Origin of the sequence: Croceibacterium xixiisoli (genome assembly GCF_009827305.1) — a bacterium.
In the GTDB taxonomy this organism is placed as follows: domain Bacteria; phylum Pseudomonadota; class Alphaproteobacteria; order Sphingomonadales; family Sphingomonadaceae; genus Croceibacterium_C; species Croceibacterium_C xixiisoli.
Window position 1 is genome coordinate 53,359 of record NZ_WTYJ01000005.1, and the last position, 18,095, is coordinate 71,453.

The following is an 18,095-nucleotide window of genomic DNA, read 5'->3' on the forward strand; positions in this document are numbered from 1 at the left end:
CGGTCTAAGGAGCCGCAACGTCCGACTGGCTCGCGTCTTCCTGTCGGGACCACCCCATCCGCTGTCGCATCATACGGATTTTTCGATGAGTAGCTTCTTTACCAAGTTGTTCAAATTCGGCTCGCAGAACATGGCCATCGACCTTGGGACGGCGAACACCCTGGTTTATGTGCAGGACCGCGGCATCGTTTTGAACGAGCCATCCGTGGTTGCCATCGAAACGCTCAACGGCATCAAGCGTGTCAAGGCCGTTGGTGACGATGCAAAGCTGATGATGGGCAAGACGCCCGACAGTATCGAAGCCATTCGCCCGCTGCGCGACGGCGTGATCGCTGACATCGAAATCGCCGAAGAAATGATCAAGCATTTCATCCGCAAGGTTACCGGCAAGCGCACCAGCATGTTCAGCCAGCCTGAAATCGTGATCTGCGTGCCGTCAGGCTCGACCTCTGTCGAACGCCGCGCGATCCGCGATGCGGCCAGCAATGTCGGCGCTTCGGAAGTCTATCTGATTCTGGAACCCATGGCCGCAGCCATCGGTGCCGATATGCCGGTGACCGAACCAGTCGGCAGCATGGTGGTGGATATCGGTGGCGGCACTACCGAAGTCGCCGTGCTGTCACTGCGCGGGCTGGCCTACACCACCTCGGTCCGCACCGGCGGTGACAAGATGGACGAAGCGATCGTTTCCTATGTTCGCCGACACCACAATCTGCTGATAGGCGATGCGACCGCCGAACGGATCAAGAAGGATTACGGCATCGCAATCATTCCGGAAGACGGCGTGGGTGAAATCATCACCATCAAGGGCCGCGATCTGGTGAACGGCGTGCCGAAGGAAATTTCGATCAACCAGGCCCATATCGCAGAGGCCCTGTCCGAACCGATCGGTGCGATCGTCGAAGGCGTGCGCATCGCGCTAGAAAACACAGCGCCCGAACTGGCCGCCGATATCGTCGACCAGGGCATCGTGCTGACGGGTGGCGGCGCGCTGATCCGCGGGCTGGACAATCATCTGAAGGAAGAAACCGGCCTTCCGGTCAGCATCGCCGAAGATCCTCTGTCCTGCGTCGCGATCGGCACCGGCCGCGCCATGGAAGATCCGATCTATCGCGGCGTGTTGATGACGGCGTGATTTTGGCGAACAGAGAATAAGGGGATAGGCGGTTATGCCCCCGCCGGCCGGTCGCAGATCGGGCATCAACAGGAAAGAACAACTGGGCTTGTTCGCCGGCTATCTGGCCGTGGCGATTGCCATTGTGCTCGGCTGCGCGCTGCTGATCATTTCGCTGATCCGCCCGGAAGCTTTTGCCGGCCTGCGGAACATGGCGAGTGATCTGGCTTCGCCGGTCGGCGCTATCGGCGGGGAAAGCCGCGTTCGATCGCGCGGCTTCTTTGAAGACATCGCTGGCTATTACCATGCCGGGCAACGCAACGCCGATCTTCAGAACGAGGTGGAGGTGGCGCGCATCCGCCTGGCCGAAGCAGAAGCGCTGAAGGTTGAAAATCGCCGCCTGAAGGCTGCCCTGGGGATGAGTGAGGGCAATCTGAAACCGGTTGCAACCGGCCGCCTGATCGGATCGACATCGGCCAGTGCCAGACGGTTTGCCTATTTGTCGGTCGGCAGCGCTGATGGCGTCCGCAACGGCATGCCGATCGTGTCCCCCATGGGGCTGGTTGGGCGGGTGCTGGAAGTCGGATCGGGCAGTGCTCGGGTGCTGCTGCTGACCGATAGCGAAAGCATGGTTCCCGTCCGCCGGGCCACCGACAATGTGGTCGCATTTGCAGAGGGGCGGTCGGATGGATCGCTGCGGCTGCGGCTGATCAATCTGGGGATCAACCCGCTCAAGAAGGGGGATGTCTTCGTCACCTCTGGCGCAGGCGGGATGTTCCGGCCGGGTATCGCCGTTGCAGTGGCGACGGAAATCACCCGCGACGGGGCGATCGGTCGTGTGCTCAGCAATCCGGCAGCCACCGACGCGGTGATTGTGGAACCGGTCTGGCAACCCGCAGCCGTGGAGGCGATGAATACCGCGCCGGCGCCCCCTGTCGTCGGCACGGACTGATGGCCTGGGTTGATGGACCGGCTTAACCCTAATTCCCGCAAGGACGCCTTCGGCAGCAAGATCAACCGCACGCATGTGCCGGTGCTTGCCTATGGCATCCCCTGGCTCAGCATCCTGCTCGGATCTCTGGCGCCGCTACTGCCGGTGATTGCGCCTGCGCCGGTCATGCCGCCGTTCGCCTTCATCATGCTCGTCGCCTGGCAATTGGTCCGCCCCGGCATCCTGCCACTGTGGGCCGGTCTGCCGCTGGGCCTGTTCGATGATCTTTATTCCGGTCAGCCGATCGGCAGTGCGGTCGTGCTTTTTTCCTGCGCCTTGCTCGCGACCGATCTGTTCGAGGGGCGGTTCCCTTACCGGAATTTTTTGCTCAACTGGTTCAATGCGGCGGTGCTGGTCACCATCTATGTCGCGCTGGCGACCCTCTTCTCCGGCGCCAAGCTGACGATTTTGCAGATGACGGTGATGCTGCCCCAGGTTTTTCTTTCCATCGCGGTGTTTCCGCTGGCCGCCTGGCTGGTGGCGATGCTTGATCGGCTGCGGCTGATGCGCCTTCGGCGCGTCGGCTGACGCCATGGCCGGACCAACCACTCCCGCCTGGTTGCAGCAGGCATTCGAACGGCGCAGTTTTGTGCTCGGGGCCTTTCAGGGTGGGGTCGGCATGCTGCTGGCCGCCCGAATGGGCTATATCGCCGTAGCTGAAAACGAACGTTACCGGCTGGCGGCGGAAAGCAATCGCGTCAACCTGTCGCTGATCCCGCCACGGCGCGGATGGATTCTCGATCGCAATGGCGCGCCGCTCGCATCCAACCGGGCCGACTTTCGCGTCGACATCATTCCGGAACGAATCGACAATCCCGACCATGTGGTCGACACCCTGTCCGATCTGCTGAAATTCGAGCCGGGCGATCGGGAGGATTTGCGGCAGAAACTGCAGGAATCACAAGGGTTCCAGCCCATCCCGGTGGCCAGCGGGCTGAACTACGACACCTTCGCCGCGATCAGCGTGCGGCTGCCCGATCTGCACGGGGTCGTACCGACGCGCGGCTTTTCCCGCTATTACCCGACCGGCCCGGCAATCGGTCATCTCATCGGCTATGTCGGGACAGCCGCGAAGGAAGAATACGAGAAGGAAAAGATTCCCCTGCTCGTCACCCCCGGCTTCAAGCTCGGCAAGGACGGGATCGAAAAGCAGTTCGAACAGGTGCTGCGTGGTCAGCCTGGTGCCCGCCGGGTGGAGGTAACCGCATCCGGCAGGATCGTGCGCGATCTATCCACCCGTGAAGATGTGCAGGGCAAGCCGGTTCACCTGACCATCGATGGCCCGCTGCAGGATTACGCCGCGCGTCGCATCGGCCTGGAAAGCGGATCGGTAGTGGTGATGGATTGTCACACCGGCGATCTGCTCTGCATGGCCTCCATGCCCAGTTTCGACCCCAACAGCTTTTCCGACGGCATCGGTCGCATCGAGTACAAGATGCTGAGCGAAAACGAACGGGTTCCGCTGCGCAACAAGGTGCTCAAGGGGCTCTATCCGCCTGGCTCTACTGTGAAGCCGATGGTGGCCATGGCCTTCCTCGAAGCCGGGCTCGATCCCGAAGCGAGCGTTGGCTGCGGCGGCGGCCTGCGCGTCGGCAACCGCGTGTTCCACTGCTGGAACCGGCGCGGCCATGGCTCGGTCAACATGGCCAAGGGCATCTATCAGTCCTGCGATGTCTATTTCTACCACTTCGCGCAGAAGCTGGGCATGGATGTGATCGCACCGATGGCCAAGCGCTGCGGCATGGGTCAGGAATTCCCCCTCCCTGTCGCCAGCCAGTTCTATGGCACGGTGCCCGATCCGGCTTGGAAACAGCGCAAATACGGTCAGGCCTGGCAGCCGTTCGATACGGTCAATGCCACGATCGGCCAAGGCTACATGCTCGCCAATCCGCTGCAATTGGCGGTGATGGCGGCGCGGCTCGCTACAGGGTATGAAGTGATGCCCCGCCTGCTGATCGACGGGACGAAGCCGAAATTCCAGACCATGAATTTCCACGGCAATCACGTGGAAGTCATTCAGAAAGCCATGAGCGATGTCGTCAACGGCCCCGGCACGGCCGGCCGCGCGCGCATCCCCGTTGACGGCATTCTGATGGCAGGCAAGACCGGGACCGCTCAGGTGGTCGGACTGAATGTTTCCAGCGGCAAGGGCGGCATCTGGAAGCATCGCGACCACGGGCTTTTTATCTTCTTCGCTCCGTTCGATAAGCCGCGCTATGCTGGTGCGGTGGTGATCGAACATGGTGGCGGTTCGGGGTCGGCCTACCCGATCGCGCGCGATGTGATGACCTATCTGTTCGATCCGGTGAAGGGCCTGGAAGCCCTGCACGCGATGGAAAAGCAATGGGGTGGCACAGCGCAACAGCGTCTTGCTGCAACCTATGCCGGTTATGCTGCAGCGGCCGGGATCAATGTGCCCCCCGCCCCGACCGACATCGCGGCCGTTTCGCGCGAAGTCGATGCCGAAGCCCGTGCTGCTGCACAGCCGCAGACGGCCAATACCGGCGCGATCGACCCCGGGCCTGAGCCAGAGTAATCCGGCCTTTTGCCCGCGCCTTCGCCAGTTCGGCTTCCAGTAAACCAAAAGGCGTTGCCGTAAGGTGTCGAGAAAAGGAGATTCAGGCATCTCCCTTCACACAATTGGTCGGCCGTTTGCATTTTTTTGCAGATTTATGGCGGAATCCCCTTTTCAGCCACGGAAAAATCGCTATTGGAGCCTCTCCCGTCACCAAGCGGGCCTGCGGAAACGCCGGATGGACGCATAGCTCAGTTGGTAGAGCAGCTGACTCTTAATCAGCGGGTCCTAGGTTCGAGCCCTAGTGCGTCCACCACCCTCACTTCCTCCATAATTTTTACAGCTTGATCAGCCTTTTGAAGGGCTTTTAGCGCGCGGCTGTGCCCACCCAGCTTCCTGGAAGCAGTTCTTGAGGCGCGGACCTGCCCACCTTCGCTGCACAGTGCATTTATGCACATGATCGACGCCATCATGTGCCGAATCCCCTTTTCAAGCCGCAAAAAGTCGTTATTGGGGCCTCTCCCGTCACCAAGCGGGCCAGCGGAAATGCCGCATGGACGCATAGCTCAGTTGGTAGAGCAGCTGACTCTTAATCAGCGGGTCCTAGGTTCGAGCCCTAGTGCGTCCACCACCCTCTCAGAAAAGTTCGTGTTGAAACAACCCTGTTACCTAGGTTGTTCATTGACGATCTGCGACCTCAACGAGATCCGACCGCCCCTTCCGGCTAACGGTCATCCGTCAGGATGCGATAGTGGATGGGTTTGAACGTGCCCCCGTTTGACGCGTAGGCAGAACACGCCGTCAGGCCGATCACCAGATCCATCAGCGCCCGCAATCTCAGGCAATCCCCGGCCTTGCTGATGGGGGGAAGCACCTCCAGCTTGCCGCTGTCGGCATCGACTTGGACGTTCATGAAGACATTGAAGGCAGTGGGAATGGCATCCTGCACTACCCCATAGGGCCACAATGCTTCAGCCAGATTGCCCATGCAGCCGCGATGTACAGGTTTGTCGGGATAGAAATGCTTGAACGTCGCCTCGCTGCAAGGTGTCAGCAGAAAATCGTGCAGGCCCACGTCATCATGCGTGATCTCCAGCATCGGGCGCGATCGGTTTGACCATAAACGATGCCTTTGGGTGATCCTGATGGTTTCCTCGTAGTCAAGGGTTCGCCCGTTGGAAATGACCTCGCCCATGTCCTGTCTGTTGAACGCCAGCAGATCACTGACCTGCTGGCCCAGTGGATCAATGACTTCCAGGGTTTCACCTTCATGCAGAATGAAGGCCACGCCGCTCCTCGGCGGTATTTCGAAAACCTGGCTCATGCGCGAGGATCCCGATAGGGGCAGTGCCAGTCCGCTGGGACCTGCCGGCCGCTATATTGCCTGGCTTCGCTTACCTCTCCATGTCGGGCGAGCATTGGATTGATATCTCCGGCCATTTCACGGTCACGCTCGAGAATTTTTTCCCGCATGCGTTCGTATTTGCCTTCTTCGCGCAATTGTTCGAACTGGTCATGCAAATTGAACACCAGCGTTGGCGAGGGGAACCGGCGTGCCGGCCGCGAAGAGTTGGGGTGCAGGCCAACCACAAAGAATGCCTCACCGCCGAAGCTGAGGGAGAAATGGGGATCTTCAGGATCCGAACTGACCCGATGATCGTAGGGCTGCCCCAGCCAGTGATCCTTGTCTGCAAAGGACTGGATTCGATCCCACATCGCATTTTCGAAGCTGGCCTCATCCAGCGTCAACGGGCCTTCGAATACCACCGCCAGGCTTCGCAGTCCTTGCGCATTTGCCCGGTAATCGGCCGCCCAGTCCAACAGCGTGCGGTGGATCCGCAAATCATCCCAACCGCTTGTGAGCGAATGACATGCCAGGATCTTGAGCGTCCCACGAGCAAGGGCCGATTTGGCCCCGACGCAGGGAAAGGCAGGGTCAGCAATCCGTTCGGATACCCCTTCTTTCAGAAGTGCCACGTTGTTCACGGCGATCAACGGCCGTCGAGCGGGGTTATCATCGGCGATCATGTTCAGCTCCGCTGCCCGGTTGCGCCATCTGACGGTGCTGCTGGGCGGGCACGGATTGGGGCAGCACTCCGGCAGCGGCCACCTGCAGCTTGTTTTTCCACCCGGATATGATGCTGGCCTTGCCCGCCATCAGCGCATCCCAGCCGTCCCGCGCAACATCAGCGGGATTTGACTTGTTCTCGGCCTGGCCGACCTTTGTGTCGTCCATGCCCGCCCTGTGGAAGAATTCGGTTTCCACCGGACCAGGCTCAAGCGTCGTAATCGTGATGCCTGGGTGATCTTTCAGCTCATTCCGCAATGCTGCGGTGAAGTTATCGATGAAGGCTTTCGTGGCGTTGTAAACAGCCGAAAAGCTCCCCGGCACCCAGCCTGCAATCGACCCCGTCACCAACACTTTGCCCTCCCCCCTGGTCGCCATGGTCTGAAGAATTTTCTGCAGCAAATAGACTGTGCCGGTGACGTTGGTGTCGATCACATGGCGCCAGTCCTGCGTTGCCTGCGCCAGGAACGGGCCGCCAAGACCGTGACCAGCATTGGCGCAGAGCAAATCCACAGGGCGGCCGTTTGCCGCTGCCAGCACCTGTTCCACGCCGTCAATCGTCGCCAGGTCGACCTGCAATCGCGAGGCATTGGGATGCACTGACGAACCATCGGCAAAGGGCGTGTCTGCGACCAGCAGCAGATCATAGCCTGCGCTGGCGGCAATCTTTGCCAATTCAGCGCCGATGCCTGAAGATGCACCAGTTATTATGGCAAATTTATTGGTCATGAGCGGATCTCCTCATGATGCAATACGATCAAGGCCAGGTTTCAGCACCACCTTGGTCACTTCGTTCTGGTGATCATGGAACATCCGGTAGCCGTCCGGCGCTTGCTCCAGGCCGAGGCGATGGCTGATCAGGAAGGTCGTATCGATCTTGTCTTCAAGGACGGCAGTCAGCAGTCCGGGCAAATAGTGCTGCACATGCGTCTGGCCCGTCTTGAGTGTCAGCCCCTTTTGCATGAAGGCACCGAGCGGGAATTTGTCGACAAATCCGCCATATACCGCCGGCATCGAAACTCGCCCGCCCTTGCGGCAGGCAAGGATGGCCTGGCGGATCGAATGGGCGCGGTCGGTGCCCAGGAACGTGGACGCCTTGATCTGATCCCAGACGTTATCGACGAACAGCCCATGCGCCTCCAGGCCGACCGCATCGATGCACGCGTCCGGGCCGATGCCGCCGGTCATCTCCATCAACGCTTCGTAAGTCTGGCTGTCCTCGTAATTGATTGTCTCTGCGCCGAATTTGGCAGCCATTTCCAGTCGCTGGGGGAAGTGGTCGATCGCTATCACGCGCTCAGCCCCCATCAGGAAGGCCGATTGTACGCAAAACAATCCGACCGGCCCGCAGCCCCAGACAGCCACAGTATCGCCAGGTTCGATCTCTGCGTTTTCGGCCGCCTGCCAGCCGGTGGGCAGAATGTCCGAAAGGAACAGAACCTTGTCGTCCTCTACGCCGTCGGGAATGACGATCGGGCCAACGTCACTGAAAGGCACCCGGACATATTCGGCCTGACCACCGGCATATCCCCCAGTCATGTGACTGTAACCGAACAGCCCGGCCATCGGCTGTCCGTATAATGTGTCGGCAATGTCCTGATTGTCAGCAGGGTTGCTGTTGTCGCATGCCGAATACTGATGCTTGCCGCAATGATAGCAACTGCCGCACGAGATAGTGAATGGCACCACTACACGCTGTCCCTTCTTCAGGGTCGATTGTGGTCCTGTCTCAACCACTTCACCCATGAATTCGTGGCCCAGGATATCGCCTGCCTGCATGGTTGGAATGTAACCATCGTACAGATGCAGGTCCGACCCGCAGATCGCAGTGGAGGTCACCTTGATGATCGCATCGCGCGGGTTAAGGATTTCAGGATCGTCGACGGTGTCGACGCGAACGTCATGCTTGCCGTGCCAGGTGAGCGCGCGCATCAGGCTGCCTCCTCTTCCAGTGCTCTGGCGGTGCGGGCTGATGTCGCTATCTCGCCGGTTTCCATCAATTGCTTGAACCGCCGCAGGTCTCGGCGGGCTTGTAAAGCAGGTTCGCGCTGGAACATCTTGGCGATCAGCTTGCCGATGATCCCTGCTGGTGGATCATAGAGGATCGTTGCACTTACGATCGTACCCCGTTCCCCGGCATCGCGGAATTCAACACGGCCGCTGTTGGGTACATCGGCGCCTTCAGCGGAGCTCCAGGCGATCAGCCTGTCCGGTTGGTCTTCCGTGACGACGGCATCCCACTCGATGGTGCTTCCACCCGGCCCCTTCACGGCCCAATGGCTCGTCACATCGTCAATCATTTCGACGCGTTCGATATTTTCCATGAAGTTCGGAAAACCGCTGAAATCACGCCATTTCGCGTAAAGTTCATGGCGGGGGCGATTGATGGTGACAGACTGCCCCACCAAGCTGCTGCCTTTGGGCTCTGTAATATTTTCAGCGGCTTGGGCGGTCTTTTCAGTCCGCTTTGAGGCTGTTATCGGCGCATCGTCATGAGGTGCGGCCATCGCAATTCTCCTGCGGGCGTTTGGGCTCTTGCGGGGAAGTTCGCATGTTCGAACTCACCCCCGCCGAACCCACGCCGGCGGGATCGGTTGCAGTACGGCATCACAAATTAACAAAGGTTATGGAGAAATTTGCTCAGAGCTGGATCGTTACGGGCAGATGACCCGTTCTGCACCCATGCTGTCACAATACCGGTCACAATTCTTATGCTGATGGATCGCCTGCTCGCAAACCGGCGCGATGTTGATCTGACCAAGCAGGAACGCTGTCAGCTTGAAAACGCCATCAGCGATGTGCGCACGTTGGAGCCGCGCCAGACCGTTATTGAGGCAGGCAGACACGTCGACGTGAGCACATTGCTGCTGCAAGGCCTGATGTGCCGCTTCATCGAAGATCGGAAAGGATTGCGGCAACTCGTCTCGATCCATGTGCCAGGCGAATTTGTGGATCTTCATGCCTATCCGATGAGGGCACTCGATCATTCTGTGGGGACGCTTACCACCGTTACGGTGGCGGACGTTCCGCATGCGGCTTTGAAAGAGATACTCGATCCTCAGCCAGATCTTGCGCGCAAGCTGTGGTTCGCTACCCTGATCGACGCAGCCATGCACCGCGCATGGCTGTTCCGTGTCGGCCGGCTGGACGCCGTTGGTCGTGTGGCGCATTTTCTGTGTGAAATGAATGCCCGCCTTGAGGCCGTCGGACTATCAGACGGTCGCCGGTTCGCGCTGCCGCTCACGCAAGCCGACATTGCTGAGATTTGCGGCCTGACTACGGTTCATACCAACCGCGTATTGCGTCAACTCCGCGAAGCTGGACTCTGCCAGATGCATGCCTCTGTCGTTGAAATCTCCGATCCGGCAGGATTGTCACACCGAGGTGATTTCAACTCCGACTATCTGTATCTCTATCCACCGGAAGAAAGCCTATCCAGGCGAGAGCCGATGTTGAGCAATCAGCATTGATCCGTCCGCAGTTGACGCAGATTCACCTCGGGATTTTGCCGCGCATGATCATGGCCGCCCAGAGCCAGCCAATGATCAGCAAAGTCCCACCGACCGGGGTAATCGCCCCGAACCAGCGTGGCGCGCCCAAGGCCATCAGATACAGCGTGACCGCGAAGATTGCCGCACCCAGCAACAGCATCATCGCTGGCCCTTTTGCGAAGCGCATGATCCCGATGGCCGCCACGGCATGGACCAGTTGATAGACGCCGCCGGTGCGCAGCCATTCAGCTTCCTGGGGCCCTGCGGCACCATGCGCCCCAAACGCGCCAGCCGCGACGGCGATTGCTGCCGAGACTGCTGCCAGAGACCCTATCATCGTCGCGACCCCATTTTGTTATCGTGCGGAGCCGTGCGTGTAATACTCCCCGGCGCAAACGGCCATAGCCTGCTGCCTGGTTGCCCGCTTATGGAAAGACTTCGCCGTCACCCCCAGGCGAGCCTCGCCCTTCCCACAGCGCGATGGCGACCAGCATCACCCCGACCAGCGCATAGGGGGCACCCCGTTCGATCGTATAGACGAAGGTGCCGGCGATCGGGCCCAGGATGATGCCCAGCCCCTGCGCTGCAGCGACCGTTCCGGCGGCGGCGCCCTGCTCATGCGCCTCCACGGAATTCGCGGCCAGGGCCGATACCGAAGGATAGACCCAGCCCATGCCAAAGGCGGCCACGGCATAGCAGGCCCAGAGCATCGGCGCGCTGCTGGCCAGGGTAACGGCGCCGAAGCCGAGCCCGCCGATCAGCGCGCCATAGCGGATCAGGCGGGCCGGTGCCCAGCCAAGCTGACGCAGGAAGATCTGCGCCACCACCAGTGCTACCCCCACGGTAGCCAGCGCAATACCCGCTGCATTGGCGGCATCGCCCGGTGCGAGTTGCAGACGATCGAGCGCATAAAACCCAACCGTGATCTGCGCCACGGCCACGCTGAACATGGCGACGAAGGCCACGATCATGGCCCGCCGCAAACGCAGATCGGTCAGCTTCAGCGGCTCTGCCTTGGGTGGCGCCGTGTGCTCATGGCGCGGCAGCACCCGCCACAGCACCAGCAAAGCGACCGCCGGCAAGGCGGCTGTCAGATAGAGCGGCAGGCTCAGGCTCCAGGGCCCGACCAGCCCGGCAAAGCCCGGTCCGATCACCATGCCCGCGGCGCTCGACGCGCCGACTGCGGCCATGGCCTTGCCCCGTTCGGCCGGCGGTACGTTATCAGCGACGAGGGCAGCGCCTGTAGCAGGGACGGCCGCGTAAAACGCACCGGCCACACCGCGCCCGATCATCAACCCCACGAAAGCCAACAGGGGCGCCATGGCACTGCGCAGCGCCAGATCGATAAACAGCGACAGCAGAAAATAGCTGATGGCAAATCCCGCCAGCCCCAACAGCAGAATCGGCCGCCGTCCGCGCCGGTCGCTCGCCACGCCCCAGATGCGCGCCATCACCATCCAGGCGATGCCGGCCACGGTCATTGCGGCGCCGACCTGCCAGGGCTCCAGCCCGATGACCCGCGCAATCGGCCCCGCCAGCGCCACGAAGGCCATCATCGCCATGGAACAGACGAAGGTTTCGAACATCAGCGGCTTGAGGCTGAACCCGGCATGTGACTGCCCTGCAGCAACGGTCATCGCCTGTTCGGTCATTCGCCCGTCCCCTTGCGGATGCCGTAGAGTTCGAGCCGGTGATCGACCAGGCGATAGCCCAGTTTCTGCGCGATCATGCGCTGCAGATGTTCCAGCTCCGGATCCACGAATTCGAGCACTTCGCCGGTTTCGACATTGATCAGATGATCATGATGGGTATCGGCCGCAGGTTCATAGCGGGCACGGCCGTCGCCGAATTCGTGGCGGTCCAGAATGCCGGCCTCTTCGAACAGGCGCACGGTGCGATAGACGGTAGCGATCGAGATGCGCGGATCGATGTCCATCACCCGCTGATGCAGCAGTTCGACATGGGGATGATCTTCCGATTCCGACAGCACCCGCGCGATCACCCGTCGCGGTTCGGTGATCCGCAAGCCCCGTTGGGCGCACAGCGCCTCGATGTCGATCCTCTGCTTCATAGGCTCCTGCTCTTGTCTGTGCGCCCATCTGGCCAGCGGATTGCAGCGACCGAATCCGGGCCATGGCGGCGATAGAGCGGCGCAATCGAGTTTGCAAATAGTTCGCAATATCATACGATGCCGCCTGCTGCAGATTCGCGCAGGAGGTATCATGTACGATTATCTCGATCAGTCCCCCACCTGCCTCAGCAGCGGCAGTTGCTTCCTGCTGTCGGCCAAGCGCGGCTGGATCATGGCGGCGGCGCAGCGGCACTGCCCGTCGCTGGCGCTGGCGGGATGGTTTTCCCGCATGAACCTGCTCGAAGCGGTGAATGATTTCAGTGCGGTGATGCAGCGATTTCATCGCAGCGGGCGGCAGCAGATGCTGGTGCGCGATCTGACCTATCCGCGTATCACCGAATTCGAAGCCGTGATGATCGCAATCTGGGCGGATGTGGCCAGGCAGCGTTCGCACCAGGCCGGCGCGGTGCTGGAACTGCTGCTGACCGAACAGCAGGTCCCCTGCACGCTCGCCGCCATGCAGCGCATGGCCATGGCGATGCGAGCGATCGGATTGCCCCCTGTCGGGCTGGAGGTCGCCTGCGGGCAGGATGCCGCAGGCAACAATCCAGGCTGAATCCCCTTATGCCGGCGCCGGGCGTCCCGGCGGTGTGCGCATCAGCATCAGCATCACCAGTCCGGCAATCGATGTTGCCGCCCCGGCCAGCGCAACCATGGGGAAGCCCAGACCGGTCGCAATTACCCCACCGCCCAGCGCAGCCCCCAAGGCATTGCCGAGGTTGAAGGCGCCGATATTCATGGAAGAGGCAAGATTGGGCGCATCGCTGGCGGCGGACATCACCCGCACCTGCAGCGGCGGCACGATGGCGAAGCTGGCCACGCCCCACAGAAATACCAGCACGGCCGTCATGATCATGTTCGTCATCAGCAGCGCGAACAGCGCCAGAATGGCGGCCAGCGCCACCAGCGACACCATCAGCGTGCGATCGACCGAACGGTCGGCGAACTTGCCACCCAGCCAATTGCCCACGGTCAGCCCCAGCCCATAGGTCACCAGCATCGCCGTGACGAAGCCGAGCGAAGCCTGGGTTTCCTGCTTCAGGATCGGCGTGATATAGGTGAACACGGTGAACATCGCGCTCGAACCGATGACGGTCAGCGCCAACGCCCCCAGCACCGGGCCACGGCCCAGCACCTGCAACTCGCGGCGAATATCGACATTGGCCGGGGCGGGAATATCCGGCAGCGTGGTACGCAGGGCGACCATCGTCAGCGCACCCAGCGCAGTGATGCCCCAGAATGCGGCGCGCCAGCCCATCACATCCCCGGCCCAAGTGGCCAGGGGCACGCCCACGACATTGGCAATCGTCAGCCCCATGAACATCGCGGCAACCGCCCCCGCCCGCCGTTCGGGCGCGACCAGTGATGCGGCAACGATCGACCCGATCCCGAAGAAGGCGCCGTGATTGAAGGATGTGATTACCCGCGCGACCATCAGCAGGCCGTAACTGCCTGACAGCGCAGAGAGCAGATTGCCCAGGGTGAAAATGCCCATCAGCAGCACCAGCAGCGTACGGCGCGACATTCTCCCGGTGGTCAGCGTCATCAGCGGCGCCCCGGCCACCACACCGACCGCGTAGGCGCTGACCAATATTCCGGCGGCAGGGATCGATACACCCAGATCGCCGGCGATGACCGGCAGCAGCCCCATGGGGGCGAATTCCGTCACGCCGATTCCGAAGGCGCCCACCGCAAGGGCGAGCAAAGGCAGGTTGAGCTTCATATTGGCTCCGAATGCAAAAATGATCGCAGCACCGTGAATTGGCACCGTCCTCGCGGACGGCGATAATTCCTTTCCTTGTGCTGCGGAGTTGGCAGACATTATGGCCTTCCGGACGCGTAATGACTATTGCCGAACAAGGATAAGGAGCTGTGCATTGAACGCAAAGATGCGCCATTCCAGCGATCGAGCGTGGTCGATGGAGCTGTTCGCCACGGTGGCAGCAACTGGCAGCTTTTCGGCGGCCGGGCGGATGATGGATCTGACCCCATCGGCCGTGGCCCGCGCAATCGACCGGATCGAGGAACGGCTGGGCGCCCGCCTGCTGATCCGCACCACCCGGGCCTTGACCCTGACGGCTGAAGGGCAGGCCTATCTGCAGGCCGCACGTCGCATTCTGGCGGATCTGGATGACAGCGAAGCCGCCATCGCCGATCAGGGCGCCCCGCGCGGGCGGCTGCGGGTCAGTGCCGGGTTGTCGCATGGGCGCCTGGCAATCGTGCCGCTGCTGGGGGAATTTGTCGCCCTTCACCCCGGCATATTGGTCGATATCAATCTGACGGACAAAGTGGTGGATATTGCCGGCGGTCAGGCGGATGTGGGCATCCGCTTCGGCCCGCTGCCTGACAGCCTGCTGATGGCGCGCAAGCTGGGCGAAAGCCGGCGGGTGATCGTCGCTTCGCCGGACTATCTGGCGCGGTGCGGCAATCCTCAGCTGCCGGAAGATCTGCTTCAGCACAATTGCCTCAACTTCAACTTCCGCCGGGCCGAACCTGTCTGGCCATTCCGCGGGCCGGGCGGCGATTACGCGCTGGCGGTCAATGGCAACATGGAGGCCAACAACGGGGAAAGCCTCAGCCAGCTGGCGCTGTCAGGCGTAGGCCTGGCGCGCGTCGGCGCGTTCAGCGTGGAGGCAGACATCGCAGCCGGGCGGTTGGTGCCAGTGCTGGAAACTTTCAATCCCGGCGATATCGAAGCAGTCCATGCCGTGTTCGTGGGCGGCGCCAACACCCCCACCCGCGTGCGCGTATTCGTGGATTTTCTCGCTGAAAGATTGGCAGGGTGAAGCCGGCAGGTTGTGCCCTGATCGTCCCGCCTTTGTGGCGTCTCGCAGCAAAGCCGTTAGCATATTTAGAGAAAATCAAGCTTTGCCACCTATTCACCATTCCGGATCGGAGAACCAGCAAGGCGCAACCTGCGACAGGCGAGGTCGTCTCCTGAGCGTTAAGTGAGGAACGGAATGAGCGCATTCGGACGCAAGAACGGGATCAGCGGCATGGCGCCGGGAGCCCGACCGAGCTTCGGTGTGGCCCGCCCAATGAAAGCATCCGGCAATGAACCGGCTCTGCCCAACGGTGGCGACCAGTTCCCGCCCGTGCCCGGAGAATTGTCAGCGGAGGAATCACGCGGCAACCTCAAGGGCGATGCGCTGTCTCGTCTGGCTGACCGTGCCAATGCGGTTCACGAACGCACCGAAATCGGTGGTTTCGAAGCCAGCATCCACAAGATCAAGGAACAGGTTCTCCCTCGCCTGCTTGAACGTGTCGATCCCGAAGCTGCTTCGACCCTGTCGAAGGAGGAACTGTCGGAAGAATTCCGCCCGATCATCATGGAAGTGCTGACCGAACTGAAGGTCACGCTGAACCGGCGCGAACAGTTCGCGCTGGAAAAGGTGCTGATCGACGAACTGCTCGGTTTCGGCCCGCTGGAAGAATTGCTCGGCGATCCCGATGTGTCCGACATCATGGTCAATGGACCGGACCAGACCTATATCGAAAAGAAGGGCAAGCTGCAGATCGCGCCGATCAAGTTCCGCGATGAACAGCATCTGTTCCAGATTGCCCAGCGGATCGTGAACCAGGTCGGCCGCCGCGTTGACCAGACCACCCCGCTGGCCGACGCCCGCCTCAAGGATGGCAGCCGCGTCAACGTCATCGTGCCGCCGCTGTCGTTGCGCGGTACCGCGATTTCCATTCGTAAGTTTTCCGAAAAGCCGATCACGCTCGACACGCTCAAATCCTTCGGATCGATGAGCGAGAAGATGTGCACCGTGCTCAAGATCGCTGGCGCCTGCCGGATGAACATCGTGATTTCCGGTGGTACGGGTTCGGGCAAGACGACCATGCTCAACGCCATGTCGAAGATGATCGACCCGGGTGAGCGCGTGCTGACCATCGAAGACGCCGCCGAACTGCGGCTGCAGCAGCCGCACTGGCTGCCGCTCGAAACCCGCCCGCCGAACCTGGAAGGCCAGGGCGCCATCACCATTGGCGATCTGGTCAAGAACGCCCTGCGTATGCGTCCGGACCGGATCATCCTGGGCGAAATTCGTGGCGCTGAATGTTTCGATCTGCTCGCCGCCATGAACACCGGCCATGATGGTTCGATGTGTACCCTGCACGCCAACAGTCCGCGCGAATGCCTGGGCCGTATGGAAAACATGATCCTGATGGGCGACATCAAGATCCCCAAGGAAGCGATCAGCCGCCAGATTGCCGAATCCGTCGATCTGGTGGTGCAGGTGAAGCGCCTGCGCGATGGTTCGCGCCGTACCACCAACATCACCGAGGTGATCGGGATGGAAGGCGATGTGATCGTCACCCAGGAACTGTTCAACTTCGAATATCTGGAAGAAACCGACGACGGCAAGATCATCGGCGAGTACCGCAGCTCCGGCCTACGGCCCTATACCCTGGAAAAGGCCCGTCAGTTTGGATTTGACCAGGCCTATCTGGAGGCTTGCCTGTAATTTCCGGCCTGACCGATTGGGGGCGAAGCTGCCGCAACGCCTGGCAGCTTCGCCCTAACCGGCAATCCAGCCCTTGAGCGCCAGGGTCAGCAGGATGATCCCGACAAAGGCTGCCAGCAGATAGACTGCGGTCCACGGCACCCAGCCCACCGCCTCTATGCGGGTGCGCCGCGTCCTTCGCCGATCGGCCAGTGTGGCAACGGCAGCAATAACCAGCAGCAAGCCTCCGCTCAGGCCTACCAGGGTTGCATCGCTGGCGAACAGCAGAAATTCCGGCTCGTGCATCAATGGCCATATGGTGGAGTCTGGATCATGCAGCAATGGTTGCGTGTGCAGCACATAACCCTATGGCGGGTGTATGACTGCCGTTCCGCAGCACCGCCCCCTGCTTGCCCTGTTGATCCGTCTTGGCGCGATCGCTGCGCTCGCGTCCATGTCTGCCCTGATCAAGCTGGCATCCGATCGCGGTATCCATCTGCTGGAAATCATGTTCTGGCGCCAGTTCGTCACCCTGCCCATTCTGGTGGGCTGGGTGCTGGCGACCACGGGCATCGCCACGCTGGCCACGCAGAAGCCCAAACGCCATTTCATGCGCTCGCTCTATGGCACGGTGGGCATGTTGCTGAACTTCGGGGCGGTTATCCTCCTGCCCCTGGCAGAGGCGACCACGCTGAATTTCACCGCCCCGATCTGGGCCACACTGTTGTCGCTGCTGCTGCTGAAGGACCATGTCGGCCCCTGGCGCTGGTCGGCCGTGGTGCTGGGGTTTATCGGCATCGTGGTGATCGCACAGCCGGGCAGCGGGCATTTCGAACTCTATGGCGCGCTGGTGGCGTTGGGCGGCGCCTTCATGATCGCGCTGATCTCGATCCAGATCGCCGATCTCAACAAGACCGAAAAGCCGCTGACCATCGTGTTCTATTTCGCGCTGTTCAGCGTGCCGATGACCGGCGTGTTCATGCCTTTCGTCATGGGGGCGCATGATGCGGCGGGCTGGTGGCTGCTGCTCGCCATCGGCATCACCGGTTCGATCGGGCAATTGCTGCTGACGGCGGCGCTGCGGTTCGGCACGGTCGCCAGCGTGATCGTGATGGATTATTCATCGCTGTTCTGGGCCACGCTCTATGGCTGGCTGATCTTCGAAACCCTGCCGCCGACTAGCACCTGGCTCGGGGCGCCGCTGATCGTGGCAGCGGGCGCGATCATCGCCTGGCGTGAACACCGGCTGGCGCGGCAACGCCGGCAAGCGCTGGCCATGACCGAGGGAACTTGAGCGGCGCGGCGGCTTTGTCTAACCGGGATCTGCTCCGTTGAGC

Annotated in this window: 19 protein-coding genes and 2 tRNA genes; 11 read left to right on the top strand and 10 right to left on the bottom strand. The window is 61.3% G+C overall.

Annotated features, from left to right (window positions below; all coding sequences use genetic code 11):
- The first annotated feature begins 85 nt into the window (after window positions 1-85).
- From GRI97_RS17720 to GRI97_RS17745, 6 genes are all read left to right on the top strand, one after another.
- Window positions 86-1,135 carry a rod shape-determining protein gene (locus GRI97_RS17720; RefSeq protein ID WP_161392570.1) on the top strand — a complete coding sequence of 350 codons (1,050 nt, stop codon included), beginning with the start codon at window positions 86-88 and terminating at the stop codon, window positions 1,133-1,135.
- A gap of 34 nt (window positions 1,136-1,169) precedes the next feature.
- Window positions 1,170-2,066, top strand: coding sequence for a rod shape-determining protein MreC (gene mreC, locus GRI97_RS17725; RefSeq protein ID WP_161392571.1), 897 nt, complete (start codon window positions 1,170-1,172; stop codon window positions 2,064-2,066).
- A gap of 12 nt (window positions 2,067-2,078) precedes the next feature.
- On the top strand, window positions 2,079-2,633 hold the full coding sequence (gene mreD, locus GRI97_RS17730) for a rod shape-determining protein MreD (protein WP_161392572.1): 555 nt from the start codon (window positions 2,079-2,081) through the stop codon (window positions 2,631-2,633).
- A 4-nt stretch (window positions 2,634-2,637) separates the two neighbouring features.
- Window positions 2,638-4,641 (top strand): penicillin-binding protein 2, encoded by a 2,004-nt coding sequence (gene mrdA / locus GRI97_RS17735; protein ID WP_161392573.1) that lies wholly within the window; start codon window positions 2,638-2,640, stop codon window positions 4,639-4,641.
- 219 nt (window positions 4,642-4,860) lie between these two features.
- Window positions 4,861-4,936: transfer RNA gene (locus tag GRI97_RS17740), tRNA-Lys, on the top strand.
- Between the two features lie 239 nt (window positions 4,937-5,175).
- A tRNA-Lys gene (locus GRI97_RS17745) sits at window positions 5,176-5,251 on the top strand.
- A gap of 93 nt (window positions 5,252-5,344) precedes the next feature.
- On the opposite strand, the gene GRI97_RS17750 is transcribed toward GRI97_RS17745, so the two are convergent.
- The 5 genes from GRI97_RS17750 to GRI97_RS17770 are packed head-to-tail and all read right to left on the bottom strand — an operon-like array spanning window position 5,345 to window position 9,195.
- Complete coding sequence (locus GRI97_RS17750) at window positions 5,345-5,944, bottom strand: DUF1989 domain-containing protein (RefSeq protein ID WP_161392574.1); 600 nt, start codon at window positions 5,942-5,944, stop codon at window positions 5,345-5,347.
- Window positions 5,941-6,648 carry a guanitoxin biosynthesis heme-dependent pre-guanitoxin N-hydroxylase GntA gene (gene gntA, locus GRI97_RS17755; protein ID WP_161392575.1) on the bottom strand — a complete coding sequence of 236 codons (708 nt, stop codon included), beginning with the start codon at window positions 6,646-6,648 and terminating at the stop codon, window positions 5,941-5,943. The genes GRI97_RS17750 and gntA overlap by 4 nt, the downstream gene beginning before the upstream one ends.
- Window positions 6,635-7,417 (bottom strand): SDR family NAD(P)-dependent oxidoreductase, encoded by a 783-nt coding sequence (locus GRI97_RS17760; protein ID WP_161392576.1) that lies wholly within the window; start codon window positions 7,415-7,417, stop codon window positions 6,635-6,637. The genes gntA and GRI97_RS17760 overlap by 14 nt, the downstream gene beginning before the upstream one ends.
- Window positions 7,418-7,429: 12 nt before the next feature.
- Window positions 7,430-8,620: a zinc-dependent alcohol dehydrogenase gene (locus tag GRI97_RS17765; protein ID WP_161392577.1), complete on the bottom strand. Its 1,191-nt coding sequence runs from the start codon at window positions 8,618-8,620 to the stop codon at window positions 7,430-7,432.
- On the bottom strand, window positions 8,620-9,195 hold the full coding sequence (locus GRI97_RS17770; RefSeq protein ID WP_161392578.1) for an SRPBCC family protein: 576 nt from the start codon (window positions 9,193-9,195) through the stop codon (window positions 8,620-8,622). The genes GRI97_RS17765 and GRI97_RS17770 overlap by 1 nt, the downstream gene beginning before the upstream one ends.
- 204 nt (window positions 9,196-9,399) lie before the next feature.
- Between GRI97_RS17770 and GRI97_RS17775 the strand changes: the two genes are divergently transcribed.
- On the top strand, window positions 9,400-10,158 hold the full coding sequence (locus tag GRI97_RS17775) for a Crp/Fnr family transcriptional regulator (RefSeq protein WP_161392579.1): 759 nt from the start codon (window positions 9,400-9,402) through the stop codon (window positions 10,156-10,158).
- A 22-nt stretch (window positions 10,159-10,180) separates the two neighbouring features.
- On the opposite strand, the gene GRI97_RS17780 is transcribed toward GRI97_RS17775, so the two are convergent.
- From GRI97_RS17780 to GRI97_RS17790, 3 genes are all read right to left on the bottom strand, one after another.
- Window positions 10,181-10,516, bottom strand: coding sequence for a DUF423 domain-containing protein (locus GRI97_RS17780; RefSeq protein ID WP_161392580.1), 336 nt, complete (start codon window positions 10,514-10,516; stop codon window positions 10,181-10,183).
- A gap of 88 nt (window positions 10,517-10,604) precedes the next feature.
- Complete coding sequence (locus tag GRI97_RS17785; protein WP_202392843.1) at window positions 10,605-11,831, bottom strand: MFS transporter; 1,227 nt, start codon at window positions 11,829-11,831, stop codon at window positions 10,605-10,607.
- Window positions 11,828-12,250, bottom strand: a complete 423-nt coding sequence (locus GRI97_RS17790) for a Fur family transcriptional regulator (protein WP_161392581.1) — start codon at window positions 12,248-12,250, stop codon at window positions 11,828-11,830. The genes GRI97_RS17785 and GRI97_RS17790 overlap by 4 nt, the downstream gene beginning before the upstream one ends.
- A gap of 151 nt (window positions 12,251-12,401) precedes the next feature.
- Here GRI97_RS17790 and GRI97_RS17795 point away from each other — a divergent pair, with 151 nt between their 5' ends.
- On the top strand, window positions 12,402-12,866 hold the full coding sequence (locus GRI97_RS17795) for a hypothetical protein (RefSeq protein ID WP_161392582.1): 465 nt from the start codon (window positions 12,402-12,404) through the stop codon (window positions 12,864-12,866).
- Window positions 12,867-12,872: 6 nt separating this feature from the next.
- Here the strand turns inward: GRI97_RS17795 and GRI97_RS17800 are convergent, their stop codons facing one another.
- Entirely contained in the window at window positions 12,873-14,033 is a 1,161-nt protein-coding gene (locus GRI97_RS17800; RefSeq protein ID WP_161392583.1) for an MFS transporter, read from the bottom strand.
- 166 nt (window positions 14,034-14,199) lie between these two features.
- On the opposite strand from GRI97_RS17800, the gene GRI97_RS17805 reads away from it, so the two are divergent.
- Together GRI97_RS17805 and GRI97_RS17810 are read left to right on the top strand one after the other, a co-directional pair.
- Window positions 14,200-15,096 (top strand): LysR substrate-binding domain-containing protein, encoded by an 897-nt coding sequence (locus GRI97_RS17805; RefSeq protein ID WP_377019628.1) that lies wholly within the window; start codon window positions 14,200-14,202, stop codon window positions 15,094-15,096.
- A 174-nt stretch (window positions 15,097-15,270) separates the two neighbouring features.
- Window positions 15,271-16,779 carry a CpaF family protein gene (locus GRI97_RS17810; protein ID WP_161392585.1) on the top strand — a complete coding sequence of 503 codons (1,509 nt, stop codon included), beginning with the start codon at window positions 15,271-15,273 and terminating at the stop codon, window positions 16,777-16,779.
- Window positions 16,780-16,833: 54 nt separating this feature from the next.
- Here the strand turns inward: GRI97_RS17810 and GRI97_RS17815 are convergent, their stop codons facing one another.
- Window positions 16,834-17,064 (bottom strand): hypothetical protein, encoded by a 231-nt coding sequence (locus GRI97_RS17815; RefSeq protein WP_161392586.1) that lies wholly within the window; start codon window positions 17,062-17,064, stop codon window positions 16,834-16,836.
- A 73-nt stretch (window positions 17,065-17,137) separates the two neighbouring features.
- On the opposite strand from GRI97_RS17815, the gene GRI97_RS17820 reads away from it, so the two are divergent.
- On the top strand, window positions 17,138-18,052 hold the full coding sequence (locus GRI97_RS17820) for a DMT family transporter (protein ID WP_161392587.1): 915 nt from the start codon (window positions 17,138-17,140) through the stop codon (window positions 18,050-18,052).
- Window positions 18,053-18,095: the final 43 nt, after the last annotated feature.

What these genes read in the sequence shown, in the direction of transcription:
- GRI97_RS17720 (WP_161392570.1), top strand. Translation starts at nt 86, where the DNA reads ATGAGTAGCTTCTTTACCAAGTTGTTCAAATTCGGCTCGCAGAACATG.
- mreC (WP_161392571.1), top strand. Translation starts at nt 1,170, where the DNA reads ATGCCCCCGCCGGCCGGTCGCAGATCGGGCATCAACAGGAAAGAACAA.
- mreD (WP_161392572.1), top strand. Translation starts at nt 2,079, where the DNA reads ATGGACCGGCTTAACCCTAATTCCCGCAAGGACGCCTTCGGCAGCAAG.
- mrdA (WP_161392573.1), top strand. Translation starts at nt 2,638, where the DNA reads ATGGCCGGACCAACCACTCCCGCCTGGTTGCAGCAGGCATTCGAACGG.
- GRI97_RS17750 (WP_161392574.1), bottom strand. Translation starts at nt 5,944, where the DNA reads ATGAGCCAGGTTTTCGAAATACCGCCGAGGAGCGGCGTGGCCTTCATT.
- gntA (WP_161392575.1), bottom strand. Translation starts at nt 6,648, where the DNA reads ATGATCGCCGATGATAACCCCGCTCGACGGCCGTTGATCGCCGTGAAC.
- GRI97_RS17760 (WP_161392576.1), bottom strand. Translation starts at nt 7,417, where the DNA reads ATGACCAATAAATTTGCCATAATAACTGGTGCATCTTCAGGCATCGGC.
- GRI97_RS17765 (WP_161392577.1), bottom strand. Translation starts at nt 8,620, where the DNA reads ATGCGCGCGCTCACCTGGCACGGCAAGCATGACGTTCGCGTCGACACC.
- GRI97_RS17770 (WP_161392578.1), bottom strand. Translation starts at nt 9,195, where the DNA reads ATGGCCGCACCTCATGACGATGCGCCGATAACAGCCTCAAAGCGGACT.
- GRI97_RS17775 (WP_161392579.1), top strand. Translation starts at nt 9,400, where the DNA reads ATGCTGATGGATCGCCTGCTCGCAAACCGGCGCGATGTTGATCTGACC.
- GRI97_RS17780 (WP_161392580.1), bottom strand. Translation starts at nt 10,516, where the DNA reads ATGATAGGGTCTCTGGCAGCAGTCTCGGCAGCAATCGCCGTCGCGGCT.
- GRI97_RS17785 (WP_202392843.1), bottom strand. Translation starts at nt 11,831, where the DNA reads ATGACCGAACAGGCGATGACCGTTGCTGCAGGGCAGTCACATGCCGGG.
- GRI97_RS17790 (WP_161392581.1), bottom strand. Translation starts at nt 12,250, where the DNA reads ATGAAGCAGAGGATCGACATCGAGGCGCTGTGCGCCCAACGGGGCTTG.
- GRI97_RS17795 (WP_161392582.1), top strand. Translation starts at nt 12,402, where the DNA reads ATGTACGATTATCTCGATCAGTCCCCCACCTGCCTCAGCAGCGGCAGT.
- GRI97_RS17800 (WP_161392583.1), bottom strand. Translation starts at nt 14,033, where the DNA reads ATGAAGCTCAACCTGCCTTTGCTCGCCCTTGCGGTGGGCGCCTTCGGA.
- GRI97_RS17805 (WP_377019628.1), top strand. Translation starts at nt 14,200, where the DNA reads ATGCGCCATTCCAGCGATCGAGCGTGGTCGATGGAGCTGTTCGCCACG.
- GRI97_RS17810 (WP_161392585.1), top strand. Translation starts at nt 15,271, where the DNA reads ATGAGCGCATTCGGACGCAAGAACGGGATCAGCGGCATGGCGCCGGGA.
- GRI97_RS17815 (WP_161392586.1), bottom strand. Translation starts at nt 17,064, where the DNA reads ATGCACGAGCCGGAATTTCTGCTGTTCGCCAGCGATGCAACCCTGGTA.
- GRI97_RS17820 (WP_161392587.1), top strand. Translation starts at nt 17,138, where the DNA reads ATGACTGCCGTTCCGCAGCACCGCCCCCTGCTTGCCCTGTTGATCCGT.